A 16,548-nucleotide genomic window follows, 5' to 3' on the forward strand; every position below is an offset into this window, starting at 1 on the left:
ATTCATTTGGAATCGAAAGTTAATAAGATGCCTATCAAAAGAGCTTTACAACGCTACTTAAAGCCAAGCAATGTATGCAGAAAATTAAATTATAAGCTGCTAAGCTTATTAGCTAGTATTTTTTAGACTTAGTAACAACCTTGAACAAGCGTTACATAGTCCATTTTAATAACTTAGAAGCAGTTTCGGTACGTGATGGGGTAACTAAGATTTTATTATTTATAATTTTAGTATAATCTTTAAATTGCTTTAGATTTTGGCCTGCAAGTTTCATTTTAGAACCAAGCTTAATAGCAGTAGGATTGATATGCTTATCGTTTAATAATACTTCATAATGTAGATGAGGCCCGGTTGCTCTGCCGGTAGAGCCAACAAAGCCAATTATTTCCCCTTGTTTAACCCTTAAGCCTTTTTTTAATCCTTTAGAGAAGCGGCTTAAATGACCATAAGCGGTTGAATAATTTCCAACTGCATGTTTAATTTTAACATAATTACCATACGCACCAACTCGTCCAACTTTATCAATAACGCCATCACCTGCTGCATAAATTGGAGTGCCAATAGGAGCAGCAAAATCTACACCTTTATGCATTTTGCTATAGCCTAAAATAGGATGTTTACGCATTCCAAAGCCAGAAGAAATTCTAGCGGCATTGATTGGAGTTTTCAGCAGTTCTTTCTTAATACTTCTGCCTTCTTCAGTGAAATAATCACTATCACCATTTTTGTTTTCATAATAATAAAGCTTAATTTCCCGCCCACCGACGTTAGCAGCCATGTAAAGAGGTTTACCATGCATTGCAAAGTTACCGTTTTGATCATAAAAAGTTTCATAAACTACGCTAAAGCTATCTCCTTTTTTTATTTCACGCTGGAAATCGATATCATAGCTCAGTAATTTAGTAACTTGATTGATTATAGTACCGGGTACCTCTGATTCCTGAGCAGTAGCAAAAAGATTGCTCTCAATTTCGCTGCTTACATGGGCTAAATATCTTTCGAGTTGAATAGTAACTTCCTTAGCTTCAAAAGCGCCATCTTGGGTTCTTAATATTTCAATGGCCTTAGAAGGGGAAACGGAAATTTTAATAGCATTTAAGTATTTTTTGTTATCTTCATTTTGATCTAAATAGTTTTCATAATATAAAGAAATATTTTGGCCAATGCTCATACGTGCAGGGTTATATATATTTTTCAATGCTTTAATAATTTGGGCGGCATCATTATCTTCAACATAGTTTTTTTTAAGAATACTTGCGAAGTTATCGCCATTTTGTACTGTGAAGTTTAAAATGTTTTCATTTTCTTCTGCGACATTGTTGGCTAAATGTTCATCAATAGCCGCATCATTTAAATTATGTATTGCGACTAAGCTAATCAAAATTGCAGTAATTAAAACTGAATAGATGACCCAAACTTTTGTTCGTAGTGATAAAGTTGCAACTCTTAGCATTAAAAATCCATATTTTTTGGTTAATTTTCAGCATTTTAAAAACAGTGCATTTACACAGGATAATTTAATTTAACCATTAAATCAAACAAAAAATCAACAAGTTAGTAGGTAAATTAATATTTCATAGAAATTGAAATTTTAATTTGTTAGTGTGCAAGCTGCTGAATTTTATATAAATTTTCTTATAATAGCAAAATTTTACTAGATTAAATTGAGTAAAGTTATAATAAAAATTATATTAAAATAACTTAAATGGTAATTTTAATTTTATTTTTACTACATAATGGTAAAGGGTAATTGTTGAATTTAGTAAATAAATTTTAACTTAAAAAGTTTTAACATTCAAATTAGTTTTACGATTCCATAAAATTAATAAGATTAAACCAAAATTGATAGTAATTAAAATGGTGGCTAAAGCATTAATTTCAGGACTGACCCCAAAACGCATTTTAGAGTAAATTTGCATAGGTAAAGTAACAGCACCAGGGTAGCTAGTAAAGCTTGCTAGTACGACATCATCCATAGATATCGTGAAAGCAATTAGCCATGCAGTTACCATGCTTGGCATAATAAGCGGCCAGATAATCTTGTGCCATATGGTAATATTATTTGCTCCTAAATCCATAGCAGATTCGATCAATTCAACATTAATAGATTTAAGTTTATTATAAATAATAGTAACCATATAAGGCATAGCAATAGCGATATGAGCCATAATAATGCCATAAAAGCTTAAGTTAAGCTCTCTACCCACAATTATTCTAAACATCACAAACATTAGTACTAAAGCTAAACCATTTACCACTTCGGGTATCATAATTTGAATAGTTAATAGTTTTAAAATAAAGCGAGATTTCTGTTTCATTAATACTATAGATATCATTAAAGCGATTATATTAGCGACTGAAGCAGCAATAAAAGCAACTTTTAAGCTTAGAAACAATGAATTAAGCAAAAATTCATCATTAAATAACTCGTAATAATACTCTAGTGAAAATCCTTGCCATACTGAAACAATAGAAGAGGAGTTAAATGAATAAGCTATAGTTACCACAATAGGTAATAATAAAAATAATAATATCAGAGAAGTAAAAAGATATTTAATAATATTAAATCTGGTCATTGCTTACCATAAAAAATTTATTAATAAGATAATTAAATATAGTCAAGATAACTACTAAAACTACTGCGCTACATGCAGCAATCGGCCAATGATGTGCAAAAAAGAATTGATTCCAGATAAGTTTGCCGATTGTTACAATTTTTGAACCGCCAATTAAATCAGGTATAACAAATTCACCCATGGAGGCAAGACTAACAAAAGTACAACCACTAATAATTCCAGGCTTAGTTAAAGGTAGCAAAATTTTTCTTAAGCAATTAAAATGGCTTGCTCCTAAATCATTGGCAGCTTCAATTACATGTTTATTAATGCGCATAAGATTAAGATAAATAGGAAATAACATAAAAGGTAGGTAGCAATATACCATGACTAAAATTACTGCAAAATCTGAATTCAATAAGTAAATGTTATCAGTGCCGAATAGCTTTTTTAAGAATATTACAAGTATGCTATTATTACTTAGTAGGATAGTCCAAGAATAAATTTTAAGTAGCATACTGGTAGAAAAGGAAATTAGTAAAATAGTAAAAATAATTATCTTAAGTCTGTTGCTTGCAAAGTAGCCAACTAATGCTAATGGGTAAGCAATTATGAAACAGCAAATAGTGTTGGTTAGTGCAAAATAAAGTGATTTCAAATAAGTTTTAAGATAAAAGGAATCGTCTAGTAAAGCTAGGTAGTAATTAAAGTTTGGTTTAATAGTCAAACCAGTTTCTTTAGCATAATCAAATACAAAATCTACCGGAAAAAGCTGAGAAGTTTGAGAGCTAATACTTAAAGAAATAATAATAATATAAGGGATAATAATAAAAGCTAATAACCATAGCTTAGCAATCAATTTGATTAAAAAGTTTGTATTGTTATCACGCATATTACTTTACCAATATAACTCCATCTTCTTGGTCCCATAATATATATAATTGGGCGCCGATGATAAAATCTGGGTTATAACTACCTGCTGCAGTAGAGATGGTAACCATAATAGTTTGGGTATCATGTAAGCTTAAATAAAAGATCAGTTCGCTGCCAGCAAAGCTAATTTCATTGATGGTGGCTGCAACAAAATTATCCCCGTTAATAGGCTTTTCAGTTGATAGATATAATTCTTCAGGTCTAAGCGCTAAATCAATTTGATCGCCTATGCGAGTATGTTCTGGTTTTTTAACAATAATCAATTCTTGATTGTTATTAAGCTGTACTGTGGCAATATCATTTTCTTTGTTATAGTCGACAATTTGGCCTGCTAGAAAATTAATTGAACCTATAAAATCAGCTACAAATTTATCATTAGGATAATCATAAATATGGCGAGGACTATCTATTTGAAGGATTTTACCATGATTCATAATAGCAATTCGGTTGGCCATAGCCATAGCCTCTTGTTGATTATGGGTCACCATTACAAAAGTAATGCCTAACATATGCTGCAGATTGATTAATTCAATCTGAGTATGTTCACGGGTTTTGATATCTAATGCTCCCATCGGTTCATCAAGTAGGAGAATTTTAGGACGTTTAATAATTGACCTGGCGAGTGCGACGCGCTGTTGTTGCCCGCCTGAAAGCTCATTAATTGCTCGGTTTTTAAATTGGTCAATTTTAAGTATGCTTAATACTTCTTCAACTTTTTCGGCAATCGAATTTTCAGTAATCTTTTGCTGTCTTAAACCAAAGGCGATATTATCATAAACATTCATATGCGGAAATAAAGCATATGATTGAAACATCATATTAACATGACGTTCAAATGGAGGAATTTGCTGCATATCAAGCCCGTCTATTTTAATCTGTCCTGAGCTTGGGGAATCAAAGCCTCCAATCATTCTAAGTAAGGTGGTTTTGCCACATCCGGAAGGACCAAGGAGTGCAAAAAACTCACCTTGATATATTTTTAAATTAATATCGTGCAAGATAGTTACGTTGTTACTAGTCTTGGATGCATTGTTTATTTCTAAGATTATATTTTTTTTATTCATTTGCTATATTCATTTGAGGCTAATAATTTTTTGCCATTCGCTATTTACCCAGTTTTCTATCTTTTTGCTGCGTTTACGGGAGATATGTAGCTTTTGAAAGTAATCTTCATTAATTAAAAATTGCGTAGCTGGTAACTTAGCTTTATCTAAATATTGCGCGTCTAAACTGCTAAATACTTTAACATTTTCTACATTTTTTAAAGCGTTTTTAGGTTCAAGAATATAATCAATAAATTGGTAAGCTTCTTGCAATTTGGTAGTGTTTGGATTGATTACAAATCCTAAAATAAATATAAAGGTACCTTGGCTTGGTAGGGCGAGTTTTAAATGTGGATTATGGGTTTTGTCCATTATAGTTAAAATATCAATGGAGTCGCCAATGACCAAACAAGAATCTTCATTAGCAAATTCCTCGGTATATTTAGAAGAATTGAAATTATGGACAAAGGGCGCAATTTTTTTCAGCAGTTTAAACGCTTGAATATAGTCTTCAATATTATTGGAGTTGGGATTTTTCTTTAAATTTAATAAAGCAAGACCGCTAATATCTAATGGAGAATCCATTATTGAAATCCCGCATTTGCTAACAGCTCGCATTTTATTTATATCAAATATATCATTAAGATTAGTAGGATCAAAGTCCGGTGCAAATTGTTTTAACTTTTCCTGATGGTATCCTATAGCAAGTACTCCCCAAACCCATGGTACAGTATATTTATCAATTTTATGAATCTTTAAGAACTGTAAAATATTTGAATCTATTAAATGATAATTTTTAAGACGATTAATGTCGATTTCTTTAAATATTCCATCGTTGGCATATTTTTCTACAAAAGGAAAAATTCCTGGTCCTGTAATATCATAAATATTACGAGCAAGCGCTAATTTAGATTCCATTAGATGATCATTGTCAAACAAATCGTAGTTAACTTTTATAGCATATTCATGGCTAAAATCGTTAACTATTCTAGGATTGAGTGACTCAGCCCAATTGTATATATTGATGCTTTGTTGTGAGGCAACAGCAAGATTGCAACAAGATAACAAAAGCAGCACGAAAATTTTAAACATGTTTATTTTGATTCAAATAAACTTGAGATAGGTTAAAATAATTAATAGCTGATTGCTTAATATAATCTTGCTCCTCATCAGTTAAGTAGCGTAAGAACTTAGCAGGATTGCCTGCCCATATTTCATTGGTTTTAACAATTTTTTTAGGAGGAACAACACTTCCTGCGGCTACCATGGCAAAAGATTCTACAATCACACCATCTAGTAAGGTTGCATTCATTCCAACAAAGCCATAATCTTTAATGGTGCAAGCATGAATCATAGCTTTGTGACCAATCGTTACATAATCACCAATAAAAGTTGGGCCGGTTTGACGAGTAACATGGATTACGGTACCATCCTGGATATTAGACATTTTCCCTATGCGAATTGGACAAACATCTCCTCTGATAACAGAGTTATACCAGATACTTGACCCTTCACCGATTTCTACATCACCTATAATATGGCACCCTGAAGCAATAAAAACCTCATTGGCTATGAAAGGATAATAATTATTAAATTTAATTAGATGGGGCACTTTTGCTAAAAAACCCTTTTTTTGCTAAAAAATTTTTAAACCATGAATGTTTTTTATTGTCGTTTATACTGTTTTTTTTAAGTAACTTATTATCAGTAATAAAAAAACTTTCATGAAATAAAGGATCTAGTAATGCTATATAATCATATAGTTGATTAGTTTTCTTGTTCATGTGTATGCTCAACTCTTGGAAAATTTTGTTGATTATCTTCATGCTCATCACTTTTTTGGGTTAAAGCTTTTCGTCGCTTTAAGTTGTCACGCAAGTTTTGTGCCAATTTTTGCTGCTTAGTTTGCTTATTCATAAATATTAATTTAATAAAAATATTTTTGCTAATATTAAAAAAGAACAAAAACCCGTTATATCAGTAAGAGCTGTTAAGAAAATACTAGATGATACGGCTGGGTCAACCTTTATTTTATTAAAAAATATTGGAATCGCAGAACCCATCAATCCTGCTACGATAAAATTACATATTATAGCAGAGCTGAAAATAAGACTTAAAAAAAGATTATTCATAATTAAGTAAATTAATCCGCCACCAATGGCTGATATTAATAGCGAGTTAGTAAGGGAGATTAATACTTCTTTTCTAATTACCCTAAAGGCATTGGCATCAAGAATTGTTTTAGTAGCAATACCTCGAATTATAAGAGTTACCGTTTGCGTTCCGGCATTACCTCCAACCGAAGCCACGATTGGCATAATAGAGGCCAGTATAACCATCTTTTCAATCTCACCGCCAAAATAACTAATCATATGAGAGGTAAGCAATGAGCCAAATAGATTTAAAACCAGCCATGGTAATCTTTTCAAGGACGAATCAATAATTCTAGAATAAATATCCGATTCGGCAACCCCTGCTAATTTTAAATAGTCTTCCTCAGTTTCTTCTGCTACCACTTCAATCATGTCATCAACATCAATTACTCCAACTAGACGATTTTGATGATTTACTACTGGAAGTGCGGTTAATTCGTATTGCTGGAATAAATATGAGATTTCTTCATTAGGAGTGTCAACTGCTACAAATTTTAAATCATGTTCGGCAGTTTCGCCTATAATGTCTTTAGGATTGCTTTTTAAAATTTTACTTAGGCTTATGTATCCAATTGGTGCATGTTGAAAGTTAAGAATAAATATTTGGTAATAATTATCAGGTATATTGCGATTATTGCGCAAGAAATTAATGGTCTGCTCAATTGTCCAATATTCCATCACCTTAATAATGCGAGGGTTCATTATACGTCCAGCAGAATTTTCAGGATAGGATAGCATTTCTTTCACTGTGCTAACTTTGCTGGAAGGTAATAATTCTAAAATTTGATTTTGTAGGTCTTGATCAAGCCGTTCAAGTATATAAACTGCATTGTCTATTTCAAGCTCAGCCATTAGTTTGGCTGTAGCATCATATCCTATTTGCTCGATTATTTCAGGTAATAGGTGAGTATCAACCGCCAGCAAAACATTGGGATGAAAATCTTCTTTAATAATACGTATTAATTTAGTACGAATTTCATAAGTAGAGATGGCAAGATAATCAGCAAGCTCTGCATCATCAAGATTAGATATTAAGAAAGGCACTACTTCAAGTAGTTCTTGATCAATTGCTTCATCAAGTTGCTTGATATGCTCGGGTGTTAGACCGTATGAATATTCCTTGGTGGCAAATTCCTCCATCAAAAACTCCCTGAGCAATAAAAATGGTGCGGTCGAGAAGAATCGAACTTCCAACCCCGTTAGGGACAACGACCTCAACGTTGCGCGTCTACCAGTTCCGCCACGACCGCAATTTTAACTTTTTGATGAACTTAAAAATAACTCTGTTGACTTTAAATGTAAAGTAAAGTTATTAATTTGCTAAACATTCGAGAAATACATTTATCAACATTTTTTAAAACAGGCAACAAAAATTATCAATGCTTATACAAGAAAAATTATTTGGTAGTCTAAGATGGGTTGTTTCAGAAGAGCAAGTACCTTATGAACAAGCTTTAAGCTTGATGCAAGAATATCATGCAGATGTTTTAAATGGTAATTTGGATCATCAGATATGGTTGTTGGAGCATCCGGATACTATTACTATAGGTACTAGTGGCCAAGAGGCCGACGTGCTGCAGGCGCAATCTATTCCTGTTTTTCATATTTCACGTGGAGGTAAAGCCACTTACCATGGGCCAGGTCAAAGGATAATTTACCCATTTTTTAATATGCATAAAATATTTCCTAAAGATAATTTGGATATTAAAAAATTTGTTTTCGCTCTTGAATCTTGGATCATTGCTACATTAAAAACTTTTGGTATTGAAGGAAAAGTATATGATAACCGTATTGGAGTTTGGGTAGATACTCCGGGTAGATATTATCCTTTTGAACAAGCTAAAATCGCAGCAATTGGTATCAAAGTTAGTAAATGGGTAAGTTTTCATGGTATATCGGTTAATCTGTTTCCGGATTTAAATAAATTTAATCAAATTAATCCTTGTGGATTGAAGGATTATGGCATTACATCTCTTAAAGATTTAGGGTTGGACATTACATTAAATGAATTTGATGAAGCTTTAATCAAAAATTTTTTTAAATTTGAAAAGATATTAGCATGAAGTTTTTTATAATTATATTTTTTTGGCTTATCAATATTACTCAAGCTGATGATTTAACACATTTGATTCATTCTCTTGAAAAGCAATATAACGCTAAAATAGGAGTGAGTATAACTAATGTAAATCATAATGTTAGTTATCATCATCGAGAAAATGAGCATTTCAAAATGGCTTCCACAGTTAAATTACCCCTGGCGGTATATTGGCTATATTTGCTAGAGCATAATAAGGTGAATTTTGATGAATTGGTTGAGATTAAACCAAATGATTTGGTTCCCGGTTCAGGCAAGCTAGGATATTTTGTATTACATCCTGGGTTTCAAATAAGTTATAGAAATATTTTTGAGCCTATGCTTACTATAAGTGATAATACAGCAACTGACATGATTTTTAAGAAGGTTGGTGGAGCTAACAATCTTCGAAAGTTTTTGATAAATCAGGGCTTTAATCAAATTTGGGTAAATCGCTCGATTATGGGGCTATTTTTTGATGCTAGAAATTATCCTAAGCTTGTTCCGTATAAAGGTCGCCATCTTGGTTGGTGGCACGATGAATGGAGCAAACTTAAGCAAAGTAAAGCCCATATAAAGAGAGCTAGCGACCAGTTTCATACCGATGTGAGAGATACTGCTACACCTTTGCAGATGAATCAATTATTGATAAACATAGCTAATTATAAGGTAATTAATAAACAATCTTTTGATTATTTATTTGATGTGATGAGCAGATGTAGCACAAGTGAAAATAGAGTAAAAAAATGGCTGCCCAAAGGGGTGGTGATTCATAAAACTGGCACCTGGGATAATATTCATTATCAATATTTAGGTGATGTAGGTTATATACAAACTAGAAAAGGTATGGTTGCTTATTCAATATATGTAGAAACTAAATTATCTAAGAAAACACAAGGTAATTTGGTTTCTGAAGATATTTTTGCCCAACTGGGAAAAGTTATCTATGAAAATTATTAAAGGCTATAGGGTGATTTGGCTAAATACAGCCTAAGCTTATTAGTGCTAAATTGCATTATTCAATAATGATTTTTCAATGCTTAATTACTGATGATGTTAGTTAGATATGTGCAGATAGTGTGTGTGGTTGAGAATAACGCATGTGTTCAGGCAAAAATCTCAAATGATAATCAAATATTAAATAATTTTAGATCAGAAATAACTTTTAAAAAAGCCATTGACTTTTTCTTTAAGAGAAGGTTAAGATTCTTAAATTTTTGAATTAAAGGAAAATCATATGCTTCCCTCTTCCTTAACTTCCGCTAAAAAAGATAATATTTTAAATCGCCTTTTTACTCAAGAATGGCAAGTTAGTAATAAATTACCAGAGCATGCTAATATTCCTAAAGATTCTTATTGTCTCCTTCTATGTAGTACTCGTACTCAATCAAGTGCTGAAATTGATCGATGGAAAGAGCGTGTTAATATAATAGCTTTACAAGGCCAGTTTGTAATATTGCAACCACAATCCAAATATAAATTATATTTTGTGCTTGATGCAGAAAAGTATCATAAATTTATTGAACCGACCTGCCAACTTTATAAGCTTTACAAGAAAATTATAGATAGTGGAAGATTGGATTCTTATGAAGCAACATGGCTATCAAACTTTGAAAGAATGGACTGGTGTAGTGCCTCAATACAAGAAAAAATAACTGAGGCTAAAAAATTTTTACATAAGCTAGAAGCATCATTAACTCCTCCTCATAGTCCTGAGATTGCAGCATGGTCTTCTCAATTATTTCCTCCTGATGATCCTGTATATGAGAGAGATGGGCCTCCTTCTGCATTCACCCCTCCCAATAGTCCTGTGACGAAAGAAGGGACTCATTCTGCATTCAGCTCTCCCAATAGCCCTAAGATTGCAGCATGGTCTTCTCAATTATCTCCTTTCAATAGTCCTGTGTTGGAAACAGGAGGGTCTCCTTCTCCATTAACTCCTCCTAACAGCCCCATGTCGAGAGCAAACTCTCCTAGATCTTTTACAGGAAGAAGGCATGAGACACAGCAATTGCAGCATAATGAACAATTCAAAAATTTTGTCTTGTAAGCATAATAATTAATAATGAAATAAGGGGGAAGGATTAGCTAGCTTTTACTGTACCAAATCTGATTATAAACCTAATAGTCAGTAAGAGTTTTATAAGCTTTGTAATAATCCTACCTCCAAAGTATTTATCAAAATAATAAAGTAGACCTTTTAATTTGTGATATTCTACAAATTTTTTAGGGGCATCGCTGGTTGACAGTAAGTGGGTTATTTTAAATTGTGGGAATAAGCTAATTTTCCCACCTGCATTTTTGATTTTGTAACATATATCTATATCTTCGACATGCAAAAAATAATGCTCATCAAATTTACCAAGCATCATAAAATCTTCTTTTCTAAAAAACATAAAAGCTCCAGAACAAGCCTCCACTTGAAAAGTATCAAGCGGCAGATCGGTATCAGTTAAATTAAAATTGAAAATATTATAAGGGGTAAGTAATTTTCTTCTGCATCCTCTTTGTTCGCTACCATTTTGGTTGGTAATAAGTGCAGTGCACATTAAAGTTTTATGATTGCCTTCCAAATGAGTTATCATTTTTTGAAGTAGTAGATGATCATCAATAATTGAATCAGGATTTATAAAAAGAATATGATTTTCATTTGATTGGTCAGCCCCTAGATTGCATCCTTTGGCAAAACCTATGTTGCCATGACCGGTGATTATTTTCAGTTTGTTTAATTTGAGTTGGTTTAAGGCAGTAAGAGTGGTTTTGGGATTGCCGTTATTCACTAAAATCACTTCTTTAACAAGTTCTTGGGCAGCAAGCTTGCTTAATGATTCAAATAAAATTTCCCCGGTAAAGTAGGAAACTACGATAACTGATATCATGTTGTGCTCATTAAATTGCTAATACATTGACTTAAAGAGGTTGATGTTTCTATAGAGGGTATATCTAATGAAGTTATTTTATCTATATTTAATACCGAAAATTTTGGTCTTGTAGCGAAGGTTTTATACTCATGGCTGGCAATCGGTAATAAACTGAGATTCGCAGTTATTGGTAAATGATGGCTTAAATTATTATGGATTAACTTGCTAAACTCAAACCAGCTTAAACTTAATTGATCACGGTAATGATAAATACCTGAAGGGATTTTTTTGGTGATGATTTGTATTATCATATTGGCTAGATTGAAAGCATAGGTAGGGCAGCCAACTTGGTCATTAATAATTTTTAATTCCTGAGTTTGCTGCATGAGTCTGAGCATGGTTTTAACAAAGTTTGTGCCAAATTCACTATAAAGCCAGCTGGTTCTAATGATATAAAAATTATCTAATAGTTCAATAATATGATCTTCCCCTTTGGCTTTAGTATAGCCATAATGGTTGATAGGGTTTTTATTATCATCTTCGGTATAGGCTATAGTGTTATCACCATTAAATACATAATCGGTGGAAAGGTAGATAATTCGCGTTCCATTAATTTTAGCAAATTTTGCAATTTCTTTTACAGTACCGGCATTGATTTTAAGTGCTTCATCTCGTTCAATTTCTGCCTGATCTACATTAGTGTAAGCTGCTGAGATAATGATATTATCAGGTTTTAATTTTTCTAATACTTTTAAATTTGGTGATAAAAAATCAAATTTATTACGCTCAATCAATTCCCAAGCAGGTGAAAGTTTGGTTAGGGAAGCTCCTAGATTACTATTTTTTCCTGCTAAGATAATAGTTTTATGCATTTCATTATACGAAATATTGAATCATAAGAGGCATATATACTAAAGCAAAACAGGCTCCTAGTAATACTGTTGTAGCTGCTTTTTCAGGATGAATTTTTAAAATTGTAGCAAGTGTAACGGTATTGGTGGCTATAGGAGCAATAGAGAGCATTAATAATATTTTATGAATGTCAGCATCGTAAATATTGAAAATAAGTTTATCTAAAGTTACTAAAGTTTTCATTATTAAAGGCCAGCACACAAACTTTGCTAAAAATGCCATACCGGTAAATTTAAAATCAAAAGATAAAGTTTCAATTTGAGATAAAGCTATCCCGATAATCAGAATGCCTAATGTTAAATAGCATCCTTGCATAATATGCAGGTATTCGATTATGTTATCTGGTAGGTTGTAAAAGTTAATACCGTTGATATTGAGAATACAGCCTAAAGCAAAAGCATAAAGAATAGGTAGTTTTAATAGTCTTTTGAAACAGCCTATTGTGTTACTGGTAGTGTCGCCCTTAGACGCAATAATAAAACCTAAAGTATTTTCATATATAGTTATTCCGAGCATAGCAGTTATATAGGTGCCTATCATATAATTATTATTATTTGTAACTAGGGTAACAAGAGGCAGTCCTACAAACCCTAAATTACCATTGCCAGCAGTAAAAGAAAGGATATTCTTACTAAAATCAGAATAAAGCCTGCGGGTAATAAGATAAAAAATGCTTGCCATAAAGCAGGCGATGATAAATATTATCAAGGGTAAAAGTAATATTTCTTCTTCCAACTCTACTTTTAAGATGCCCTGAAAGGCTACAAAAGGGGTTGCAATATAAAATATTATTTTCGCAATATCAGTGCTACTTATTTTTAAGGCTTTGCCCGCTATGAAACCTACTAGGATATTAAGGTATATAATTAGGAGCTTTTGAAAAATAGGGAAAAATAGCATGGCTGTTTATATTCCATTTCCTAGAAAACCTATAATTTATTTGATATATTGTAAAGTGTTATCCTTACTAGAGTTGTTAATTGTTATATATAATTGAATAATTAGCAGTTTCTAAGAAATTAATTGAGTAATTGAGTATAAAGCTTGCGCTGTTTTGGAGTGTTAGCATTTAATTGGATATATTGTGATTTTGTTACTTGAGTTATTTAGAGAAAATAAGAAATATATAAAAATGGTAGCTGGAAATTTTTTAAGTAGACGTTTCAGGTACTCTTTATAAATATTATTACAAAATGTACTAAATTTTGTAGATTGGGATAGATTGACATGTTAAATGTGTTTGGAAGTAGTAATATGATAGGCCCAAAAGATAATAAGTTGAATATTAAACTATGCAAATTTATTGCTATTTAGCTTAGTTTAATATTCATTTGCTGATTATTCATCATCTTCACTATGTTGCCGCTCATAGTTTTCGCGTCTTTGTTGCGCTTCAATAGTTAAAGTAGCCACAGGTCGAGCCTCCAATCTTTTTAGGCCAATTGGTTCACCTGTTTCTAAGCAAAACCCGTAAGTGCCCTTTTCAATTCTACTTAATGCTTGATCTATTTTATCAATTAATTTGCGGTAGCGATCTCTAGTTCTAAGCTCAAAAGCTGTTTCAACTTCAGCGCTAGCTCTATCATTAAAGTCAGGATTGTTTAAATTTGATTCCTTTAAGTGCTCTAATGTTTCCATTGATTCTTTAAGTAATTCTTCTTTCCAATCCAGCAGCCTTCTTTTAAAATAAGCAAGCTGCATTTCATTCATATATTCTTCTTTTTCACTTGGACGATAATTTTTATCAAGCTCTGTAAGCATAGTACCCTCAAAGTAATAACCAAACGTAGTATATTTAGTTACAGCAAAATTTATAGAGTCGTCAAATGTTTTTTTCACATTCATTAATAAAAACACCTTTATTTATTATTATATTTATATTTGTTGTATTTGTATGCAATCTTGTAATATAAGTTTTTAACTCATTAAAACTCAAAGTGAAAAATATTAAATATTAACGCTAGATGGAAAATATTAGTAGTTATAAAAGGGGCGTGCTAGCTGAACAGGCCGCAATTCATTACTTTGAAAGTAAAGGGTATATATTTTTAACTAAGCGTTTTAAAAGTAAATATGGTGAAATTGATCTGATATTTAGAAAAGCTAATTTAATTGTTTTTTGTGAAGTGAAATTTAGAAAAGATATATATGATGCTCATTTTGCTGTGACAATAAAGCAAATCAACCGCATTATTAACGCTGCAAAAGATTATTTGTCGCTAAATCCTATCTATGAAACTTTTGATAAACGGTTTGATGCTATCCTAATTGCAAAAGAAGAAATATTACATTATGAAAATGCTTTTGGGGAATGACATACATTAAAGTAACCCATGCATTATAAGACAAAATGATCTTTGAAATATTTAGTCTACTTATGTAAGAAGCTTAGTTTATCATAACTGGTTATAAAAACTTTATCTTAATAATTTTTTATAGAGGAAGTGGGGAGCAATAGGCAGATTTCCCCCATCTTTAATAGTAGATTCTGGTAAAAGCTAGCTTTGTAGGACCTTTATTAGTAAAATACCCATTCTGCTGAAATTTAATGTAGCTACTCTCCCTGGCTCAAAGAGAAACCGAGTTGCCCATCAAAAAGATATAAATTTTCAGTTTTAATTACATCTATTTGAGCTCCATTTAGTTTGTTTAATAATTCAATAATATCTTGATGGGTGCAAATTTTATTTTCGCCAATAGGTACAAATCTTAAGCACCAATGATCGCAAGTGATATTAATCATCTGGTGGGTCTTAGGCCAAAGGGCAAGTCCCTTAGCTGAAATGCCTTGAAGCCTTAATTTACCATCAGCTAGAGTGTTAATTTTGTTTGCAATGTCATCTGGAGAAGTGTTTTTTATATCTATAAAAATATCACTGCCTACTAATTGTTTATTAACGGTAGGAATATTGCTAACATGTGTACGGATATTGCCTGGTTGTACTTCCGGATAGCTAACAGGTTTGAATTTGTGCGGTATTTTGCCAAGTCTTTTTACTACGGCTTCTGCAAATTCTTTAGTTCCTGCTTTTTGTTTGCTTAATGCTTGGTTATATATATCTGCAGTATGAATACCTTCCTCAATTGTGCAGCTCCAAGCGTTATGGATTTTTTCAGCAATTTTTGGTTGGCCAATATGAATTAGCATCATTAGCGCACCATGCAAAAGTCCTGAAGGGTTAGCAATATTGTTGCCGGCAATATCAGGTGCTGAACCATGAATGGCCTCAAATAGAGCATATTCTGTGCCGATATTGGCTGAGCCTGCAAGTCCTACTGATCCTGATACCTCTGCTGCCACATCGGAAATAATATCTCCATATAAATTTGAGGTTACAATTACATCAAAAATATTAGGTCTTGCTGCAATACGCGCAGTTCCTATATCAATAATATAATGTTCGGATTCAAGTTGTGGATAATCTTTTTTTATTTCATCAAAAACTTTATGAAAAATTCCATCCGTCATTTTCATAATGTTATCTTTACTCATACAAGTAACTTTGTGTCTGTTATTTTTTACAGCATACTCGAAGGCAAATCTAATAATTTTTTCACACCCTGTGCGTGAGATTAGTTTAAGTGTTTGATACATATCCGTAGTTTGTCTATGCTCTATACCTGCATATAAATCCTCTTCATTTTCACGAATTATAACTAGATCTATTTCTGGATGTTTAGTGGCAACAAAAGGAGCGTAAGAAATTGTTGGACGAATATTGGCAAAAAGACCTAGAGTTTTACGCATAGTTACATTTAGGCTTTTATATCCTCCACCTTGAGGGGTAGTAATGGGGGCTTTTAAAATAACCTTAGTGCGTTTCAATGATTCCCATGTATTATCACTAATCCCTGATTTATAACCTTTAGTATAAAGATTTTCTCCAACTTCTACAGTTTCAAAATTAATATTAGCTTTAGCTTCTTTTAATATATATAATACTGCTTCCATTATCTCAGGGCCAATACCATCGCCATATGCAACTGTAATCGATTTAGTCATAATAGCTTATCCTA

18 protein-coding genes and 1 tRNA gene are annotated in these 16,548 nt (G+C 32.2%); 4 read left to right on the forward strand and 15 right to left on the reverse strand.

Annotation, left to right across the window (positions count from 1 at the left end):
- Positions 1-151 precede the first annotated feature (151 nt).
- The 10 genes from EF513_RS04635 to EF513_RS04675 all read right to left on the reverse strand — a co-directional run bounded on the left by EF513_RS04635 (position 152) and on the right by EF513_RS04675 (position 7,934).
- A complete protein-coding gene (locus EF513_RS04635; protein WP_125216247.1) occupies positions 152-1,453 on the reverse strand; it encodes a M23 family metallopeptidase in 1,302 nt (433 codons plus the stop codon).
- Between the two features lie 325 nt (positions 1,454-1,778).
- On the reverse strand, positions 1,779-2,576 hold the full coding sequence (locus EF513_RS04640) for an ABC transporter permease (protein WP_125216248.1): 798 nt from the start codon (positions 2,574-2,576) through the stop codon (positions 1,779-1,781).
- Positions 2,563-3,447: an ABC transporter permease gene (locus EF513_RS04645; protein ID WP_125216249.1), complete on the reverse strand. Its 885-nt coding sequence runs from the start codon at positions 3,445-3,447 to the stop codon at positions 2,563-2,565. Before EF513_RS04645 ends, EF513_RS04640 begins: the two co-directional genes overlap by 14 nt.
- Position 3,448: 1 nt before the next feature.
- Positions 3,449-4,552, reverse strand: a complete 1,104-nt coding sequence (locus EF513_RS04650) for an ABC transporter ATP-binding protein (RefSeq protein WP_125216250.1) — start codon at positions 4,550-4,552, stop codon at positions 3,449-3,451.
- Between the two features lie 9 nt (positions 4,553-4,561).
- The gene (locus EF513_RS04655) at positions 4,562-5,623 is read right to left on the reverse strand and encodes an ABC transporter substrate-binding protein (RefSeq protein WP_125216251.1); all 1,062 of its coding nucleotides are present in this window, start codon (positions 5,621-5,623) and stop codon (positions 4,562-4,564) included.
- The gene (locus tag EF513_RS04660) at positions 5,616-6,143 is read right to left on the reverse strand and encodes a gamma carbonic anhydrase family protein (RefSeq protein ID WP_125216252.1); all 528 of its coding nucleotides are present in this window, start codon (positions 6,141-6,143) and stop codon (positions 5,616-5,618) included. Before EF513_RS04660 ends, EF513_RS04655 begins: the two co-directional genes overlap by 8 nt.
- Entirely contained in the window at positions 6,127-6,315 is a 189-nt protein-coding gene (locus tag EF513_RS04665) for a hypothetical protein (protein WP_125216253.1), read from the reverse strand. The genes EF513_RS04660 and EF513_RS04665 overlap by 17 nt, the downstream gene beginning before the upstream one ends.
- Positions 6,299-6,448 (reverse strand): hypothetical protein, encoded by a 150-nt coding sequence (locus tag EF513_RS07895; RefSeq protein WP_164503827.1) that lies wholly within the window; start codon positions 6,446-6,448, stop codon positions 6,299-6,301. Before EF513_RS07895 ends, EF513_RS04665 begins: the two co-directional genes overlap by 17 nt.
- A 5-nt stretch (positions 6,449-6,453) precedes the next feature.
- Complete coding sequence (gene mgtE / locus EF513_RS04670) at positions 6,454-7,824, reverse strand: magnesium transporter (protein WP_125216254.1); 1,371 nt, start codon at positions 7,822-7,824, stop codon at positions 6,454-6,456.
- Positions 7,825-7,848: 24 nt separating this feature from the next.
- A tRNA-Leu gene (locus EF513_RS04675) sits at positions 7,849-7,934 on the reverse strand.
- 129 nt (positions 7,935-8,063) lie between these two features.
- Between EF513_RS04675 and lipB the strand changes: the two genes are divergently transcribed.
- From lipB to EF513_RS04690, 3 genes are all read left to right on the forward strand, one after another.
- A complete protein-coding gene (lipB, locus tag EF513_RS04680) occupies positions 8,064-8,747 on the forward strand; it encodes a lipoyl(octanoyl) transferase LipB (protein WP_125216255.1) in 684 nt (227 codons plus the stop codon).
- On the forward strand, positions 8,744-9,718 hold the full coding sequence (locus EF513_RS04685) for a serine hydrolase (protein ID WP_125216256.1): 975 nt from the start codon (positions 8,744-8,746) through the stop codon (positions 9,716-9,718). The genes lipB and EF513_RS04685 overlap by 4 nt, the downstream gene beginning before the upstream one ends.
- Positions 9,719-9,995: 277 nt before the next feature.
- The gene (locus tag EF513_RS04690) at positions 9,996-10,808 is read left to right on the forward strand and encodes a hypothetical protein (protein WP_125216257.1); all 813 of its coding nucleotides are present in this window, start codon (positions 9,996-9,998) and stop codon (positions 10,806-10,808) included.
- 34 nt (positions 10,809-10,842) lie between these two features.
- Here EF513_RS04690 and EF513_RS04695 read toward each other — a convergent pair whose 3' ends face one another.
- The 4 genes from EF513_RS04695 to dksA all read right to left on the reverse strand — a co-directional run bounded on the left by EF513_RS04695 (position 10,843) and on the right by dksA (position 14,292).
- Positions 10,843-11,637, reverse strand: coding sequence for a glycosyltransferase family 2 protein (locus EF513_RS04695; RefSeq protein WP_125216258.1), 795 nt, complete (start codon positions 11,635-11,637; stop codon positions 10,843-10,845).
- Positions 11,634-12,491, reverse strand: a complete 858-nt coding sequence (gene rfbD / locus EF513_RS04700) for a dTDP-4-dehydrorhamnose reductase (RefSeq protein WP_125216259.1) — start codon at positions 12,489-12,491, stop codon at positions 11,634-11,636. The genes EF513_RS04695 and rfbD overlap by 4 nt, the downstream gene beginning before the upstream one ends.
- Before the next feature lie 4 nt (positions 12,492-12,495).
- Positions 12,496-13,431 carry an AEC family transporter gene (locus EF513_RS04705; protein WP_125216260.1) on the reverse strand — a complete coding sequence of 312 codons (936 nt, stop codon included), beginning with the start codon at positions 13,429-13,431 and terminating at the stop codon, positions 12,496-12,498.
- 438 nt (positions 13,432-13,869) lie between these two features.
- Positions 13,870-14,292 carry an RNA polymerase-binding protein DksA gene (dksA, locus tag EF513_RS04710; protein WP_125216851.1) on the reverse strand — a complete coding sequence of 141 codons (423 nt, stop codon included), beginning with the start codon at positions 14,290-14,292 and terminating at the stop codon, positions 13,870-13,872.
- Positions 14,293-14,495: 203 nt separating this feature from the next.
- Between dksA and EF513_RS04715 the strand changes: the two genes are divergently transcribed.
- Positions 14,496-14,846, forward strand: a complete 351-nt coding sequence (locus EF513_RS04715; protein ID WP_125216261.1) for a YraN family protein — start codon at positions 14,496-14,498, stop codon at positions 14,844-14,846.
- A 239-nt stretch (positions 14,847-15,085) separates the two neighbouring features.
- Here EF513_RS04715 and EF513_RS04720 read toward each other — a convergent pair whose 3' ends face one another.
- Positions 15,086-16,534 (reverse strand): NADP-dependent isocitrate dehydrogenase, encoded by a 1,449-nt coding sequence (locus EF513_RS04720; protein WP_125216262.1) that lies wholly within the window; start codon positions 16,532-16,534, stop codon positions 15,086-15,088.
- Between the last annotated feature and the right edge of the window lie 14 nt (positions 16,535-16,548).

This window comes from Rickettsiales endosymbiont of Stachyamoeba lipophora (genome assembly GCF_003932735.1).
GTDB lineage: Bacteria > Pseudomonadota > Alphaproteobacteria > Rickettsiales > 33-17 > RICK01.